At 58.8% G+C, this 15,009-nt stretch carries 21 protein-coding genes and 1 tRNA gene; 3 read left to right on the forward strand and 19 right to left on the reverse strand.

Annotated features, from left to right (window positions below):
• Positions 1-21 precede the first annotated feature (21 nt).
• From AAF358_13420 to AAF358_13430, 3 genes are all read left to right on the forward strand, one after another.
• Positions 22-753, forward strand: coding sequence for an ABC transporter ATP-binding protein (locus tag AAF358_13420; protein ID MEM7706553.1), 732 nt, complete (start codon positions 22-24; stop codon positions 751-753).
• Positions 750-2,021, forward strand: coding sequence for an ABC transporter permease (locus tag AAF358_13425; GenBank protein ID MEM7706554.1), 1,272 nt, complete (start codon positions 750-752; stop codon positions 2,019-2,021). The genes AAF358_13420 and AAF358_13425 overlap by 4 nt, the downstream gene beginning before the upstream one ends.
• 55 nt (positions 2,022-2,076) lie before the next feature.
• Positions 2,077-2,166: transfer RNA gene (locus tag AAF358_13430), tRNA-Ser, on the forward strand.
• Between the two features lie 9 nt (positions 2,167-2,175).
• Here the strand turns inward: AAF358_13430 and AAF358_13435 are convergent.
• From AAF358_13435 to AAF358_13525, 19 genes are all read right to left on the reverse strand, one after another.
• Positions 2,176-2,421, reverse strand: coding sequence for a hypothetical protein (locus tag AAF358_13435; GenBank protein ID MEM7706555.1), 246 nt, complete (start codon positions 2,419-2,421; stop codon positions 2,176-2,178).
• A gap of 279 nt (positions 2,422-2,700) precedes the next feature.
• Positions 2,701-3,495 carry a DUF6502 family protein gene (locus AAF358_13440; GenBank protein ID MEM7706556.1) on the reverse strand — a complete coding sequence of 265 codons (795 nt, stop codon included), beginning with the start codon at positions 3,493-3,495 and terminating at the stop codon, positions 2,701-2,703.
• Positions 3,496-3,968: 473 nt separating this feature from the next.
• Positions 3,969-4,178, reverse strand: a complete 210-nt coding sequence (locus tag AAF358_13445) for a helix-turn-helix transcriptional regulator (GenBank protein MEM7706557.1) — start codon at positions 4,176-4,178, stop codon at positions 3,969-3,971.
• Positions 4,179-4,213: 35 nt separating this feature from the next.
• Complete coding sequence (locus tag AAF358_13450; GenBank protein MEM7706558.1) at positions 4,214-5,371, reverse strand: DUF3596 domain-containing protein; 1,158 nt, start codon at positions 5,369-5,371, stop codon at positions 4,214-4,216.
• Positions 5,293-5,556 carry an excisionase family protein gene (xisR, locus tag AAF358_13455; protein ID MEM7706559.1) on the reverse strand — a complete coding sequence of 88 codons (264 nt, stop codon included), beginning with the start codon at positions 5,554-5,556 and terminating at the stop codon, positions 5,293-5,295. The genes AAF358_13450 and xisR overlap by 79 nt, the downstream gene beginning before the upstream one ends.
• A gap of 23 nt (positions 5,557-5,579) precedes the next feature.
• Positions 5,580-5,819 (reverse strand): hypothetical protein, encoded by a 240-nt coding sequence (locus AAF358_13460; GenBank protein ID MEM7706560.1) that lies wholly within the window; start codon positions 5,817-5,819, stop codon positions 5,580-5,582.
• On the reverse strand, positions 5,819-6,103 hold the full coding sequence (locus tag AAF358_13465) for a hypothetical protein (protein MEM7706561.1): 285 nt from the start codon (positions 6,101-6,103) through the stop codon (positions 5,819-5,821). Before AAF358_13465 ends, AAF358_13460 begins: the two co-directional genes overlap by 1 nt.
• Positions 6,103-6,351 (reverse strand): hypothetical protein, encoded by a 249-nt coding sequence (locus AAF358_13470; protein MEM7706562.1) that lies wholly within the window; start codon positions 6,349-6,351, stop codon positions 6,103-6,105. The genes AAF358_13465 and AAF358_13470 overlap by 1 nt, the downstream gene beginning before the upstream one ends.
• Positions 6,351-6,608, reverse strand: a complete 258-nt coding sequence (locus AAF358_13475; protein MEM7706563.1) for a hypothetical protein — start codon at positions 6,606-6,608, stop codon at positions 6,351-6,353. Before AAF358_13475 ends, AAF358_13470 begins: the two co-directional genes overlap by 1 nt.
• The gene (locus AAF358_13480; GenBank protein ID MEM7706564.1) at positions 6,608-7,999 is read right to left on the reverse strand and encodes a DEAD/DEAH box helicase; all 1,392 of its coding nucleotides are present in this window, start codon (positions 7,997-7,999) and stop codon (positions 6,608-6,610) included. Before AAF358_13480 ends, AAF358_13475 begins: the two co-directional genes overlap by 1 nt.
• Positions 8,000-8,207: 208 nt before the next feature.
• Positions 8,208-8,384, reverse strand: coding sequence for a hypothetical protein (locus AAF358_13485; GenBank protein ID MEM7706565.1), 177 nt, complete (start codon positions 8,382-8,384; stop codon positions 8,208-8,210).
• Complete coding sequence (locus AAF358_13490) at positions 8,377-8,835, reverse strand: hypothetical protein (protein ID MEM7706566.1); 459 nt, start codon at positions 8,833-8,835, stop codon at positions 8,377-8,379. The genes AAF358_13485 and AAF358_13490 overlap by 8 nt, the downstream gene beginning before the upstream one ends.
• Positions 8,836-9,108: 273 nt before the next feature.
• On the reverse strand, positions 9,109-9,624 hold the full coding sequence (locus AAF358_13495; protein ID MEM7706567.1) for a twin-arginine translocation signal domain-containing protein: 516 nt from the start codon (positions 9,622-9,624) through the stop codon (positions 9,109-9,111).
• 126 nt (positions 9,625-9,750) lie between these two features.
• The gene (locus tag AAF358_13500) at positions 9,751-11,856 is read right to left on the reverse strand and encodes a DNA polymerase (protein MEM7706568.1); all 2,106 of its coding nucleotides are present in this window, start codon (positions 11,854-11,856) and stop codon (positions 9,751-9,753) included.
• A 133-nt stretch (positions 11,857-11,989) separates the two neighbouring features.
• Complete coding sequence (locus AAF358_13505) at positions 11,990-12,190, reverse strand: hypothetical protein (protein ID MEM7706569.1); 201 nt, start codon at positions 12,188-12,190, stop codon at positions 11,990-11,992.
• Positions 12,187-12,795: an ssDNA-binding protein gene (locus tag AAF358_13510; protein ID MEM7706570.1), complete on the reverse strand. Its 609-nt coding sequence runs from the start codon at positions 12,793-12,795 to the stop codon at positions 12,187-12,189. The genes AAF358_13505 and AAF358_13510 overlap by 4 nt, the downstream gene beginning before the upstream one ends.
• Positions 12,788-13,975, reverse strand: coding sequence for a DUF2800 domain-containing protein (locus tag AAF358_13515; GenBank protein ID MEM7706571.1), 1,188 nt, complete (start codon positions 13,973-13,975; stop codon positions 12,788-12,790). Before AAF358_13515 ends, AAF358_13510 begins: the two co-directional genes overlap by 8 nt.
• A gap of 7 nt (positions 13,976-13,982) precedes the next feature.
• Positions 13,983-14,339: a hypothetical protein gene (locus AAF358_13520; protein ID MEM7706572.1), complete on the reverse strand. Its 357-nt coding sequence runs from the start codon at positions 14,337-14,339 to the stop codon at positions 13,983-13,985.
• Complete coding sequence (locus tag AAF358_13525; protein ID MEM7706573.1) at positions 14,336-14,803, reverse strand: hypothetical protein; 468 nt, start codon at positions 14,801-14,803, stop codon at positions 14,336-14,338. The genes AAF358_13520 and AAF358_13525 overlap by 4 nt, the downstream gene beginning before the upstream one ends.
• Positions 14,804-15,009: the final 206 nt, after the last annotated feature.

Raw genomic sequence — 15,009 nt, forward strand, 5'->3', positions numbered from 1 at the left:
CCGCAGAAAATTGGCTCAAACGTGACGCAACATGGCACGGGCGCTGTCGAGCTGCCCTCCCACAATCCCGCCGTCGAGCTGGAGAACCTTTCGTTCTCTTACCGACCCAACGAACCCGTGCTGGCCATCCAGCAGTGGCAGGTAGCGGCCGGCGAAACCGTCTTTCTTAAGGGCCCTAGCGGCAGCGGAAAAAGCACGCTGCTCGGTCTGATCGGTGGCATTCTCGCTCCCGACAGCGGACATGTACGCGTGCTCGGCCATGAGCTCGGAGGCATGGGTCGGGGAGCCCGAGATCGCTTTCGCGCCCAGCACCTGGGCTTTGTCTTTCAGATGTTTAATCTGCTGCCGTACCTGTCGCTGCTGGAAAATATCACCCTGCCCTGCCGCTTCTCCAAGCTGCGAGCGGGGCGCGCCGGGGATCAGGGGCCGGAGGCTCGCGCCCTCACGCTGCTGGAGCAGCTCGGGCTCGATCCAGCGATCGCCGCTCGTCCAGTGACTGAACTCAGCGTTGGCCAACAGCAGCGCGTTGCCGCTGCCAGAGCGCTGATTGGCGAACCTGAGCTACTGGTCGCTGACGAGCCAACCTCGGCACTGGATGCCGATTCGCGCACGCAGTTTGTCGAGCTGCTGCTGGCGCAGTCAAAGGCGGCGGGAAGCGCGGTGCTGTTTGTCAGCCACGACGCGTCGCTGGCTCCCCTATTCGACCGGGCCGAAGCCCTCACCGACCTCAGCTCAATGGGGCCTAGCTCGTGAGCGCGCCGAGCCTCGCGGCCTCGCTCGCTATTAAAAGTCTCGGTAATCGCCGTGGAACGGCGCTGCTGACCCTGCTGTCGATCACGATCAGCGTCGCGCTGCTGATCGGCGTCAATCAGGTGCGGCAGGAAGCCCGCAGCAGCTTTACCAATACCCTCTCCGGCGCCGACCTGATCGTCGGTGCCCGCAGCGGCTCCATCAACCTGCTGCTCTACAGCATTTTCCGCATCGGAAACCCTACCGGGGCCGTGAGCTGGGACAGCTACCAGAAAATCTCCAGCCGCAGCGACGTCGCCTGGACGTTTCCCATTTCGCTCGGTGACTCGCATCGGGGTTACCGAGTGATGGGCACGGACGAAAACTATTTCGCCTTCTACCGCTATGGCGGGGGCCGCGGCCTCGAGCTAGCGGACGGAGAATTGTTCGCGGACCATGGCGACGCCGTCATCGGGGCTGAGGTTGCTGCGAAGCTCGGATACGAGGTCGGAACCCCGATCGTGGTATCTCACGGCATTGGCGCCGGGAGCTTCGCCGAGCACGATGACAACCCGTTTCGCGTCGCCGGTATCCTGGCCCGCACCGGGACACCGGTAGACCAAACCGTGCATGTCACCCTGGAAGGCATTGAGATCATGCACGGGGCTGAGGTGGCTGATGGAGATCATGAGCACGATGACGAGGCCGAGGACGGTCATCCAGCGCCGGCCATTGAGCCCGAGATCATCACGGCTTTTGTCGTCGGAATGAAATCGCGCGCCGCGCTGTTTGGCCTGCAGCGCATCATTAACGACTACCGCCGCGAACCGCTCTCCGCGATCATCCCTGGCGTAGCGTTGACGGAGCTTTGGGGCCTCGTCAGCACAGCCGAAACCGCGCTGCTGGTGGTTAGCGGGTTCGTCGTAGTTGCCGGCCTGCTCGGCCTGCTCACCACCCTGCTGACCAGTATGAACGAGCGACGCCGCGAAATGGCGGTCCTGCGCTCGGTCGGCGCGGGACCCGGCATGATTTTCTCGCTGCTGATCTGCGAAGCAGCCATCTTGGCATTTCTCGCGGCCCTCGCTGGAGTGGCCATCGTGCATCTTGGGCTTTTGCTGTCGCGGGATCTGGTGCTCGAGGCGTTTGGCATTGCGCTGACCCCAGGCCTGCCGGGCATGTTCGACCTGCTGGTGGTCGGCGCCGTGACGCTGGCCGCGATGCTGATCGCTCTGGTCCCGGCCTGGCGAGGCTACCGCAACTCGCTGGCGGACGGGCTGACCGTCAGAATCTAACTGAAACCTCACGTCTTGAGTCCTGACAGCGGCTCGGTTAATCTTGCGCCCCCGCGGAGAGATGCCGGAGTGGTTGAACGGGCTCGCCTGGAAAGCGTGTGTGCGTGAAAGCGTACCGAGGGTTCGAATCCCTCTCTCTCCGCCAAATTTTCTCTTATAAATCAATACGTTTCGTGAAGTCGCCGGTTTCAGGGTCGATTGACGGTCGATTTGAGACGTCGATATCAAGATCCACGGTTTTGATTTTCAGTTCTTTAGGACTCAAGGCCTCGGTGATGGCGTTGAGCATCATCCAGACTCCGTTCGACTGATCGTCGTCCAGCTCCACAGGCCCCTCCCCGAAAAGCTCCTGCAATGCCGACAGCGTTTGCCAAGCGTGCTGCCGTCGGTCGACATCCATTTCAGCGGTGAATCTCAAAGACATAGCTAGGGTTCCGTCTTGGAATATGCGTTTTACGATATTCGTTTATCGATATTGCTGTCAAGGACGGAAATAGAAAAGCCCCCGACAAGCGGGGGCTTTGGTGGGGAGACAATGGGAGTGGGGAGGGTTAGTCGCCGTTGCCGCCGCCCTGGCTGTAGTCCTTACGACCAAAGCCAAAAAAGTTAAAGAAATTCAGCAGATCGAACCAGAAGTTTTCGTGTTTCATGCGTGTGTAGCCTCTTTCAGGTGGTGGTTTTACTTATCGGAAAGCGGCTCATAGACCTGACCCAGGAATATGGCCACGGTGTCGAGCTTTTCGCCCGGAACTCGGTGCTTATCGAACAGTTGAGATATTTCGTCGCCGTGCTTTTTGCGAAGCCATTCGCGGACACCCTTATTGACTTCGGAAGCCCGACTCGACGGAATGTTGTCGCAGATGTACATCTGCTCAAATGCTGAATTGGGATCTCGCAAGTTCTGCAAGAAGGTCACTAAGATGAGCCTGAGATTTTCTAGCGCGACCTCAAATCGCCTGTCATCCGTTGCAGCCACTGCGGTGCTTAAAAGCCGCACGGAGCCATCGGCCATTAGCTCCACGTGTCCGGTTGTCTCCAACGTCTTCACAAACGCTCGGGGGCGTATGGCGCCGGAGACGCGCTTGCAGAGCTCTGTGAAAGATCGAACCCCGGTAAACGGCAAGTCGAGATATTCACCCTTCGGTGTTCTATAGCGTTCGTCGCTCTTCCAAAGACCCAGAATCTGGGCTGAGTCATAAACGTAGGTCTGGACTTTCGGGGATCGGAAGTACTTAGCGACTAGGTTGCGATCGAGGCCGCTACGGATCGAGATTTCGCTAATGCTTGGCACTTCGCCGAACTCCTTCCGGTGGTCCTTCTTGGTCGATCGAACCAACGCCTGGCAATACGCCTGCTGGAATTCTTTGTAGTGAATGCCCTGATCCCGAAGCATCGAAGCGATCGGAACAAGCATTTCCACTAACTTTTCCCGAACGTTGTCTTCGGGATTATTTGAAGTTTTCTCTACGGCCATTCCCGATCTTCGCTTTGCTAACCCTATTGATTTTGCGTTAAAAACTTCATTTGTGCAGAATTTTCTGCGCTGTGCAGAAAGTTTAGCACAGTTCGCCACCGGGCAAAAATTCGGGGGTATAGTCGGGCTCTATTCGATGTGTTCCGTTGAATAGTGTGTGTATTGGTGAGTCGCCTCGCCGCCAGTGGCGAGGCGCTTCATCGATGGGGAAAGGGAGGCAAAAACCACCAAACGGGGCGGAAACTGGAGCCGCCAAGGTCACGAGGTATATGACTATCCGGGAATTGGGTTTTGACCAGGACGATTTGCGAGAACCCACTGAGACCCTCAGCAAGTTGACGAGCGCTATTGGTCAGTTACAGCGAGCGGTACCCCGCAACACGGCCGTGGGCAAGGAGGTCCATCTGACCCTGTTGGATGTGTCAGAGGGACTTTGTGGTGCGAGTGTATTGCTCGAGGAACTCGAGCGTCGGTTACGGCTTCAGGAGCCGCCAGACCGGGACATCAAGGCCGTCGGCAATCTTGACTAAGGTATTGAGCGTGGGACTACGTTTGAGGGCGAACGCTGAGCTAACGGTGCTTTGAGCCACGCCGGCGGCGTCCGCAATCGACTCGTCAGTTAGCAATCCTTTCTTCTTTCCGAGCCGACGGCAATTCTCGGCAAGGATTTCGTGAACGTCCATCGTTCATTCCTCAAGCGTATCGCTTTAAGAATATACTATGCTCCGAACGTGGATTTCCACTGATGCTTCGCGCCGCCGTTTTTATCAATCCATCGCGCGTAGTGCTGCTGCGTGATCTCAACCGTTTTATGGCCCAGCTGCTGGGACACGAAGAAAATGTTCTCCCCTTCGCTGAGCAGCTGAGACGCAAACGTGTGCCGCGCCTGATACGCCGCTCGGTGTCGGACCCCGGCGTGCTTTAGCACGGGCTCCCAGAGACGCAGATTCCATTGATTGTAGAAGTTGAACGGTTGTAGGGCGCGATTGAGAAACACTCGCTCGCCTCGAAAGCGACTGATTTCTCGCATGATTTTGAGCGCTTCCACGGCCTTGGGAAGGAGCTGAAGCGTCCGCTTTCCGGCGTCAGACTTGGGTCGATCTTTCAGCCGGCCGGCGGTGATGGTTCGCTCGATTCTGGCGGTAGCGTCCGGAATGCTAACGTCACCCCATTCGAGGGCGAAAAACTCGCCGGTCCTAACTCCACTAAAGAATCGAAACAGTATTGCTGCCCTTGCAGCAGGACCGTAGAGCTCGTCAGCGGCCCGAACGACCGCGTCAATCTCTTTGCGGTCAAACGGGTCCACCTCATAGTCAGATCGCCTTTGATCGGGCGTGACCAGTCCAGTGGCGCGGACTCGGTCGGCGGGGCTAGATTCCAAGATACCGTCTTCGACGGCTCGGTTGAGGGCCAGCCGAGCGACGGTAAAAACGTTTCGAACTGACTTGGCTTTTCCGCCATGGGCTCGGATGACGCGCCGGAGGTGCTCGGGTGTGACGTCTCGGATTCGAAGTTGTCCAAGAGCGGGCCGCCAGTGGGCTCGAAGAGCACTTCGGTAGGAACGAAATGTTGAGTAACTAACCGCTCTTTCGACGTCGAGGAGCCATTCATCGAATAGCTCGTCCATAGTCTTCTGAGACGGCGCCTGGCCGAAGAGCGCGCACTTCGGGCTGTCGGGGAAGAACTCGTCATAGCGGAAAGTCCCTTTCGCAATTTCGGCGTCAATCAGCGCCTTCTGCGTTTCAGCGAATCGAATGTTAGCCCGAGTGGGCTTAAGCCGGAGGGTTTCTTTGCACTCTACACCGCGGTAAGTAAAGGCGATTCGGATTGCCGTTTTGCCGGAAGAATACCGGCGGACCGTAACACCTCTCGCCATACGTCGCCTCCCTCAACCCATTTCTGGTATGTCGCCATGTCGATGTAGACGCAGCCTTGCCGGTGCACCCACATAACGCCTTCGAGCCAGACGCCCTTCCGCCGGTAATTGTTGATCGCTCGCTCGGTCAGACCGGTGCGCTCGACAACCTTCGAAATTCGGACCCAGTCTCGGTCGAGGATCATAGCAGATTATTCGTTTAGCGATACTACTCGCCGAACGGGACGCTCATCTTTTCGACGTTGTTGATCGCAAAATACGGGATCGACAAGGTGTGCATAACCTGATGCTCGCAATAGGCCAGCGTTAGCGTAATGTGTTCTGAGGTGTCCTCGAGAACAATGCCCGCGCTGATGATTGGCTCGGCGCCAGGGTCTATGTCATCAACGTCGACCCAACCGTCTTGCCCGGAAGAATCGACCCACTCAACAATCGCGATTTCGGCCATTATTGACTCGCTTGAGCGCGAAGCAGCAGCAGCTCGTGCAGCTTCTGCTCGCGCTCGATCAGCTTGCCCCGCAGCCTTTGTAGGCGGCAAGCCATCATGCGGTGAAGTCGATGCAAAGCGGCGATCCGCTGATTGGCCCGCTGCAGCGTCACGTCCTCCCCGCGATACTCCTGCTTTTCGCGCCATGCCAACATGATCAATCGCCGCTTGCGCTCCAACCAAGTGGGCTCCCGGGTAATGTAGCCGTTGCGGGTCGGCTCTCGTATGCGACGAAACTCTTTCATCAAAAGAATTCGGGCTTCGCGACAGCGCGGGTTAGAGCCATGATCCCTTGTTGAGGGTGGGTTCGAGCGATGCTAGCCCACCGGCTGGCCTCCGCTTCGGTCGTACAAACCAGTTCGGAATTCGTCCGATGAACCTTATCGATCAGCTCTTGAAGCTCCTGACCTTTCGACTTGATCTCGTTCATCAGCTCGATTTCGGACTGGTTCAGATCGCGATAGCCTTTGATCATCCGATGTTGATTTTCCATTAGGCCGCCTTCTCCAAGTCGATTTTGGCCGGAGCGTGAACTCGATCCACGACGGCGCCCGAGCTGTTGATTACATGAAGGGTCCCGAAATGGTCCAGATCGTCTTTGAGAACGACTTCGTCGTGCCGAAGCTTGTCCCAACGTTCGTAGTGGGAGTAATTAATGACGACGAGCCCATCCAAACGAAAATGCACGTCAAAGCTGGCGACTTCGATGAATCGGCGCTCGGTGTCAGACATAAACTTGAGGGTGTACATTACGCAGCTCTCCTATATTCAGCGCTTAAGCGCTCTACAACTCGAATCATGAAATTCTGGTCTTCGTCCCGGTCGCGAATGCGGCGGCGCGCGTCCATATCGACAGTGCCCTTGATCATCAAGCGATGGACGATCACTCGGCGCGTCTGCCCTGCCCGGCCGTGAAGGCGGCCAATAAACTGCTCGTATAGCTCGAGGTCGGGCAGATCCCAGAAAACGACCGTAGCGCCGCCGTACTGCATGTTGAGTCCGTGGCCCCCGCTTTTCGGGTGCATCGGCAGCAGCGGCAGCTCGCCGGCGTTCCATCGATCGATAACGCCAGGCGTGTTCAGTGTTGGCAGGTTCGGGAACACCTTCTGCAGGCGCTCCAGCGTGTGCTTGTATTGATAGGCCAGCAAGATGGGATCGCCGGCAGCCTCGGTAACGATCTCTTTCAGAGCGTCCATCTTGAGGTCGTGGATGAACTGAACCCGCCGAGTGCCCGTCTCCTCGTCGACTACGTAAACCGCGCCGCCGGCGAACTGCAGCAGCTTGCCGTAAAGCGCGCCTGACGAGGCGATGTCGAAGATGCCCGGCTCGAATCCGAACGTGTCCAGCACGCCGTCTCGAACGAAATTCTTATAGCTCTCGCGCTGTCGCGGCGAGAAGCTCAGCTCGTGGTTCACCTCGAGCGGCGGGTTGGCGCTATCGTCACCCTGAAGCGCAAAGCAAATGTCTGAGACGGCATCGAAAATATCTTCTTTGGCTTTGGGCCTCGGCTCCCAAAGCGGGAACTCCTGCGGCTTCGGACTCCGGTTGGTGAAGTACATCGTTCGGTAGGCCGTCACGGTTCTCCCGAGCCGCTCTCCGCCGTCCAGCAGGTAAAGCTGGCCCCACAGCTTCATGAGCGAATTCGCGGCGGGAGAGCCAGTCAGCTGCACGATGCGGTCGACCTTGTTGCGCAGCTGGCGCATCGCCTTAGCGCGGCGCGACTTCGTGCCGGCGAACAGCGAGCTCTCGTCAATGACGATCATCTCGAACGGGAACTGCCCGTAGTCGCGATACATCTGGTAGAGCCAATCGACGCAGCCCGCGGACAGCGTGACGATCTGGACGGAATCGTCGTTGATGACCTGCTTGCGTTTCAGCGGCGTACCGTACGCGGCCTTACAGGTCAGCTCGGGCGTCCATTTCTCGCACTCAGCGGGCCACACGTCCTTTGCGATCCGCTTCGTGGAGATGACCAACACGCGATGGACTTGGACCGTCCAAATGAGATCGCGGATGGCCAACAGGGTCGGGCGAGTTTTGCCCTTCCCAGGCCGCCACCACAACGCACAGTGAGTCCGGTCGAGAATCCATTTTCGACCGAGCTGCTGATAAGCGTCGTGGTAGGCGGAAACTTGCGTCATGGCCGCTATCGACTTCTCATCTGTTCGATCGCCCGACCGCCGAACTTGGCTAGTACCGTGATTGGCAAAGTAACCGGCCATGCCGCCGCGTAAGCCAAAGCAATGATGGCCAGGCCTTCCGGAGGCTCGAAGTCGTCTTCAGTCCGAGTCGACGCTCGCCAAAGCGCAAAGATAAAGACGAGTAAAAGACCAATGAAATACCAAAACGTCATCGACCCAACGCCTCCCGGTTGCCCCGAACGGTGCTGTCCGTGATGCGTCGGTTCGTGTCGACGATCGGCGGCCGATCCCCGGTGCCGACTTTCGTCTCAAGGGCAAAGATGCGGCGCTTCAACGCCGCGATCTCCTGCTTCTGCTCTCGGATCTCACCCTCAAGATCATTCATCGCTGCCACCTCCGGAATCACCGTCCCCGGAAGGGCCGTCCTTGGCTGAGCCGGCACCGACCTCGGGAGGTGCGGCCGATGCCGACGGGTCCATGTTCGGTTTGTTGCTTTCGTCAGGTCCGGGATCTTTGCTGCCAGCACCCACTTCCGGTGGCGCTGTCGAGTTGTCGCCCTCCCCGCCTGCCGGGGCGGATGGGATCTCCGGCGCGACAGCATCGTCCTCGCCGTAGCCCTGCTGGAACTGTTCGACGAACGCATCAATCGCGATGATCCAGGTTTGCAAACCGTGGAGCGCCTTACACTCCACATAACGGATCTCCTTGAGCGCGTTCTCGCGAGCATTGGTGACCTGCACCGTGCCGGGCGGGCGGGAATAGTTGCCCTCGAAGCCCGGCCGAAGGGTGTAGACCTCACCTTCTTGAATGTGCAGCGTTTCAGTTTCTTCGTTCATAACCTACCCTCATCGATTTGAGTAAAAAAGGACTCAACGTCAGCGACGCTGGCCAAAACAAGTACCGTGAAGCCCCATCGCCCCAACGTCTTGTGTACGATCTTTTGTGGTTTGCTAAGCGAGCCGACCGGCGTCTTCGTTTCGACGAAAACGACCCGGCGTTTCGGGCCGATCACCAGCCGGTCTGGAATACCTTTCCAAAAGGAAAGCTTCAAACAAAGAAGGCCGCGAGCTCTGCACCCGTCGCGAAGCCGCGAGCCTTCGATGTGCGATTCAAGCATCGCTGAACCTCAGAGATCCGAGGCGTCCTATACCGTCGAAGCCTACTCGTAGACGTTCGAGGGCCGAATCGAAATCGACTATAGAGACCTCGGTGATGCGGACATCACCAACGTACGTCAGCCCGTCGGGCTGTCGAAACAGTGCTTGGCCTGGGGTTCCCGTTCGGAAAGGGGCGTAGATCTCATCATCGTAGACAAAACACGATCCGCCCCAGGTTAGGTCTCCCCAATCGTATTGCTTCTCCAGGCCCGCCCCAATTAGATACATCTCTTGGCGCGTACGCCGAGCTTCCATCGTCAACTCCCAGATGGGAATCGAAACGGTGGGAAACGCGATGACGCCGTGAGAGCTTCGCGCCGACGGGCGTTGAGGATTGAACGGCGGCGGGGCTTTGACTTCAACGGGCGCCGGCTTTGGCGGCTCCGCCTGTGTAACCTTTGGCAGCAGCGCTGCCCCCGCGCTCGCGGCCGTCAGCCGCTTGAGAAACGATCGTCGATTAAAACCCATAGTCCACCTTCGTCTGTCTACAGCGCCGGCAACGCAGCACGCGCCCCGGCGTTCCAATCGGATCGCACGTCACCTCCCAGGCGTGAAATCCGATGTTGCAAAGAAATTTTCCAAACCAAGCGCGCATCAGTCCTTCCGGTAAATCGGTCCGACGTAGCCATGCGCCTCTAGTGGGGCGTCCCGGCACCAGCCAGGGTTAACGGCTAAGAGCTGTTCCAAGACCTCCCGATTTCTCGGGTCCGGATCGTTGAGGGAGATCCCTTCATCGTGAACGTGCCCGATCAAGTCGAAAGTCAGATCTTCGCATTGGTCTGCGCGCATCAGCCCCTCGGCGAGCACGTCGCGCGCGATGGCTTGAACGATGTTCTCCGTGATCTTCCCCGGGTGCGTCGAGATGCGCTTCCAGTTGTAGCCCTCGGCGCCCTCGTAGGTGATTGTCTGCTTGACCGTGGTGTGACTCTTCCCATCGCGGTCGCGATAGGTAAACGGCATCTCTCGAATGTCCGGGCGTATGTAGGTCAGGCAACGTCCCGACGGAAGTTGGATTCGAACCGTTGGGCCCTGACGGAAAAACGCAAACCGCCCGACCCAAAACTGCTCGCCGCCCTGGCTGCAGATTGCGTCGCGAAACGCCTTGTCAACGTTGTCCCAGAACTGAGGCACGCCGACATAGGTGCTGCGGTAAACGTCGACCGCGCGGAACGCATCCTTCGCCTTCAGCTGAACGCCGTATTGCTTGGCATACTCGACCAAGCCCCAGCCGCCGAGGAAGTAGCCGCAGCCAAGACTGGGCGGCTTACACAGCTGGCGCTCGGCCTTGGTGATCTCGTCGTACGGCTTTTCCAAGAACAGCGTGCCGAAGTGCTTGTATTGGTCCAGACCTTCGCGCAGGACGCCCATGAGCACGGGGCACTCTGCCGCCCATGCAAGCATGACGGTCTCGATACTGGATAAGTCCGCCACCACCAGCTCTTTGCCGGGAGGCGCGGCGACGGCCGAACGGCATAGACCCTTGAGCACTTCGCCGACCGAACCCCAGAGAAGGTTAATCGCTTCGATATCGCGCCGCTTCACGCAGCTGATCTGCTGCTGCAAAACCTCCTCGTCACTCGGTCCGCGCGGCAGGTTTTGCGGCTGGAAGATGCGGCCAGCCCAGCGCCAGGTCCGGCCGGCGCCTGCGAACTGGAACGCGCCTCGCAGGCGGCCGTCGTCGCAGGTTGCCCGCGCGAGCGCCTCGTACTTCTTCACCGACGACAAAGACACGTCCCGCCGGATCTCCAACAGACGACGCGCGCTTGGGGACAAGTCGTCCTGGGCCAGCAGCCCAGCGACCGCGGTCTTATCAAGCGACTTTGGCTCGATGCCCTGCGTCTTCAAGAAGGCCAGCTGCTGGTCGCGGCTGTTGGGGTTATCCAAGCCCGTCAGCAGCTGAGCTTCGAGGAGCAGGTCTTCGCGGATCTGCTGGTCCAGAGAGATAGCCGCCTCGACCAGCTCCATGTCGATCGGCAAACCGTTGCGGTTGATCTTCTGATCGAGATGCCACAGAGCCCACTCGTGCTCTGGCAGGTCGAAGGCCTGCATGCGCCGGTGAATCTCGCGCTCGGCGACGACATCTTGGCGGCAGTAGTCCATAAACTGCTGCCACTTCTCCGGCTCGTGATTCACTGTCGTGCGCGTCCACGGCTTGTGCTTCGTGGGCTTGCGCGGCAGGCAGAACAGCCGGATCAGGTTCGACCCAGCCTTGTCCTTCGCCTGATCGGCTTTGAGGCCGAGCACAGCGCCCGCCTTGGCCAGCGCCCCCGGCAACGACATGCACTGCGCCATGATCATCGTGCAGCGCCACTGTGGAATCTGGAGCGGGACCTTTAGCACGTTGCTCAAGATCTCGATCTCAAAAGCCGCGTTGTGCGCGTACTTGATGATCGCCGGATCGGTTAGCGCCTCTCGGAACCGCACCCACTCAACGCTTTGAGAGCCGGATTTAGCGGTTGTCAGATCGACGATCTGCACCGGCTCGCTGTCAAACGCCCAAGCAACCATGAGCACTTGCGTGCTCGCGTGCCGGGCGTAGTAATACCCGCCCGTCTTCCGGATGTCGGCTTCGGAGTAGGTCTCCAAGTCGATATGCAGAATTGATCGGGCGGGAGCCGGTACGTCAGCCCGCTGGGTATTTGCGCGATTCAGTCGATCATCAAGCGTCGACTGAACTGCGGTTTCGAGCACAGCATTCATGCGCGGAAGTCGACGTCCTTGGGGCAATAAAATCTCAGCTCCGACCCACGGCAGGACGCCTCGTTTCTGGGACGCTTTAAGGAGGCCCCTGCCGACGCTCCCGCCCGCCTGCACCAAACACGGAGCGTGTGTCTCATCGGTTGAAGAGAAAGTAGAAGCCGACGCAGACAGCGACGGCTATCAACGTAAGAATGGCGCCACCCCAAAACGGAGCCGTCACCCACCACCAAGACCAGTTGATGACGCCGCACAGCTTCAGGGTCACGAAAACGACGCCAAGCAAACCGAAAACCCCGATACCGGAAGAGCGCACTTCCACTTGGCGTTCGCTCATAGCTCAAGATCCACGTCTTCAGCACTGAATTCGGTGTTGTCGGCCGCCGCCTGAACGCCGAAGTCGTTCGCCAAGTCCTCGGGTCGCGCAACGCTTCCCAACGGGTCGCCCTTCCGGGTCTTCATCGCACCTTTCAAGACGCAGCGGACGCCCTTGTTGCCCTTGCGATCAAACGCTTTGAACGTGATCTTCAGGCGCGCGTAGTCGCCGCTGACGAACTGGTCTGCGTTCTCAGCCTCTTTGTGATCGATGGCCGCGCCGTTGGGCCCAATGACCGCAAACTGATTCAGCTCGTAGGCTTTGGCGCTGAGGAAATAGTGCCCCTCGTACTCCTTGCCGGTCTTGTTGCCGGCCTCGAGCTCCTCGTCGCCGTCGCGCAGGGGGTACCAATGACCGACAGCCGGAAGAGACTTGATCTTGTCGAACTTCTCCTGGCTCGCCTCAAGGATGGCGGCCCGGATGCTCTTGATCGTGTCCTCAGCCTCTTTAGGAATCAGGAACGTCGTGCCGTAGCTGATGTTCCCGTCGTCGTTGGTTTGCTCTTGGCCCTCAAATACCCGTAGGTAACTGACACGGCCCTCTTCCGTTAATACGATCTTACCCATTGAAAACTCCAAACTCTTTGGCCAAACATGGTTCAAATGCTTCCCGCGGATCGTTGGCCAGTGCGAGCTGCGGTTTGCCTTCAGGTCGATATATCAGGGATTGAAAGTCGAGGTTCTCGCGAGCCGCCTTCGGTCCGCCGAGCAGCTTTTCCAGCTCGCCAATGCCCTTCAGTTTCTGAGTAAGAAACGCTTCGGGCGGAAACAGCGAGCGGAAAAAAGTGATCGCGGCGTCTTGGTCGGGGATGCAGCGCTTAGTGCGGCTCTCGACCATCTTGTGCGTCGGCACGGCCTCGCCGGCGGACATGCGATCGACAAGGTGATCGTCGATGGCAGCCATCCACCGTTTGATCTCAGGAAACTTCAGCGCCAGCTCACCAAGCTCTTCGGTGCTCAGCGCGTTCTCGCCCTCGATCGGACCGGACAGCAGAATCTGCGTGGAGCGCATATTGTGCTCGGCTCGTGCCTTGCAGACTGCTTTGGCCGGGCAGTACGCGCATTGTTTCTCGCCGGGGCGCAGTCGGGGGTTCGGCCGCCTCGCTTCAATAGCAGCGTTGCGCGCCACATCCCCGAAGGCGCGTAGCTCGCTGGGTTTGTACTCCTCGACACCGATATAACCCAACAAGGGCTGCACGATGTGCGTACGCACCTTGCGGATGTTGGGGTACATGAAATAGAAGTGCTCCAACGCCCCGAGCCCATAGAGCTTCAGCTGCGGGTTGTCCTTCGCTTCAACCAGCACGCGACCGAACTTCAGGTCGATCACGTCTAGGACACTGGGCGTCAGGATGCATACGTCAGACGTCCCGAAGCCGCCGTCAACGTAGGCGCTGTAGTCGACCTTGACCTCGACGTGCAAGATCGAGTTCTTGCCCATCTGCTCGTAGACGTAGTCCACGTAGCCGCCGAGGAGGTCGTATTCGATGTCTTCGAAGTCCTCGTAATGAGACATCCACTCAGGCGCTTGAGACTTGTCCCAACGGTACGGCGGGGTGCCGGCCATATCGCCCGGCTGCCGGTCGTTCAGCAGCAGCTCTGCGACGTAATGGCCGACAGTCCCGCGCCGGGCCTCCGGCGTCTCGGTGTCGGGGAAGTTTGCGCTCATGGGCACCGACCCTGGACAGGGGATCCAGCGGTGCGCACCCGACGGTCCGAGCTTGGAGTGGAGTGTCTCTTCGCTCACGATCAGACTAGGTCAGCTCGTTCCACACTTGGGTCAAATCGAGTGCGAGGTTCTCGACGGTCTGTTGAGGCGCCTCTTTGATGCCGGCCATCAGGTCCCGAACCTCTTTGAGGAACGCCAACTTGAAGGTCTCGTTAACCGTGCCGGGACAGTCGACCATGATGCGACCCAACCGATGCAGCGAGGTGAGATGGGCGATGTGCCCCGCCTTGCGGCCATCCTTGCGCGCTTTGTCCAGCAGATGGGCAAAGAACACCAGGTCTTCGGGGTCGACGCTGTTGTCGACCTTTTCGATGTGGGTAAACGGTTGAGTTCTTAAGGACTCATCCCGGGCAAGAATCGCCTCTTCGATTTCGGGAATCATGCGGCTTTGCCCTGCGCTACGCCGGTATTGCGAATACCAACGACCTCGCGATAGACCGCCATGCGGGTGTCGTCGCTGATCTCGTTGATGTTCTTAGCTGGGTTGCCCTCAGCGTCTCGGCCAAAGGTGATGACGGCGTTCTTGACCTCCGTCGTCAGGCCCATCTCGGAGCACTTGTATATGACTTTCTTTAGGTCATCCAGCGACGGCACCTTTTCGGCTTCCGGCTCGGGCTGCTCACCCAGGCCCAGGTCGACCTCCGGCTCAGCCGCATCGGGAGTGGAATCGGCGGCCGGGGCTTCGCTCGGTGCCTCAGAGTTTGAGGACCCAGGAGAGGCAACCGCCTCTGCCCCGGCGCCGACATTCGGAGTCGCGCCGCTTTCAAGAGCGACAACAAGCCGCTCAAACAGGTCACAGCCACGCGTAAAATTCTCGTTCAGTTTCTTCAGTTGTGTTTCAAGCATTGATGGTCTCCTTGGGAAATTGAGTCGTCGGTTCGGAGGCTTCCGGTTTCTACGAGATGTTGGTGCTCGACCATCACGTTGGCAGCCCTGCTTAAGAATCGGAGCTGCTCAACGTCGTCTCGCTTAACCTTGCCCGCAACCATGATCCGGCTGCGGAGAGTCTTTAGGGACTCACAAAAGTCAAGATGATTCATCTATTCGGTTCC

The sequence above is a fragment of the Pseudomonadota bacterium genome (assembly GCA_039033415.1).
Taxonomy (GTDB): Bacteria; Pseudomonadota; Gammaproteobacteria; order Xanthomonadales; family SZUA-38; genus JANQOZ01.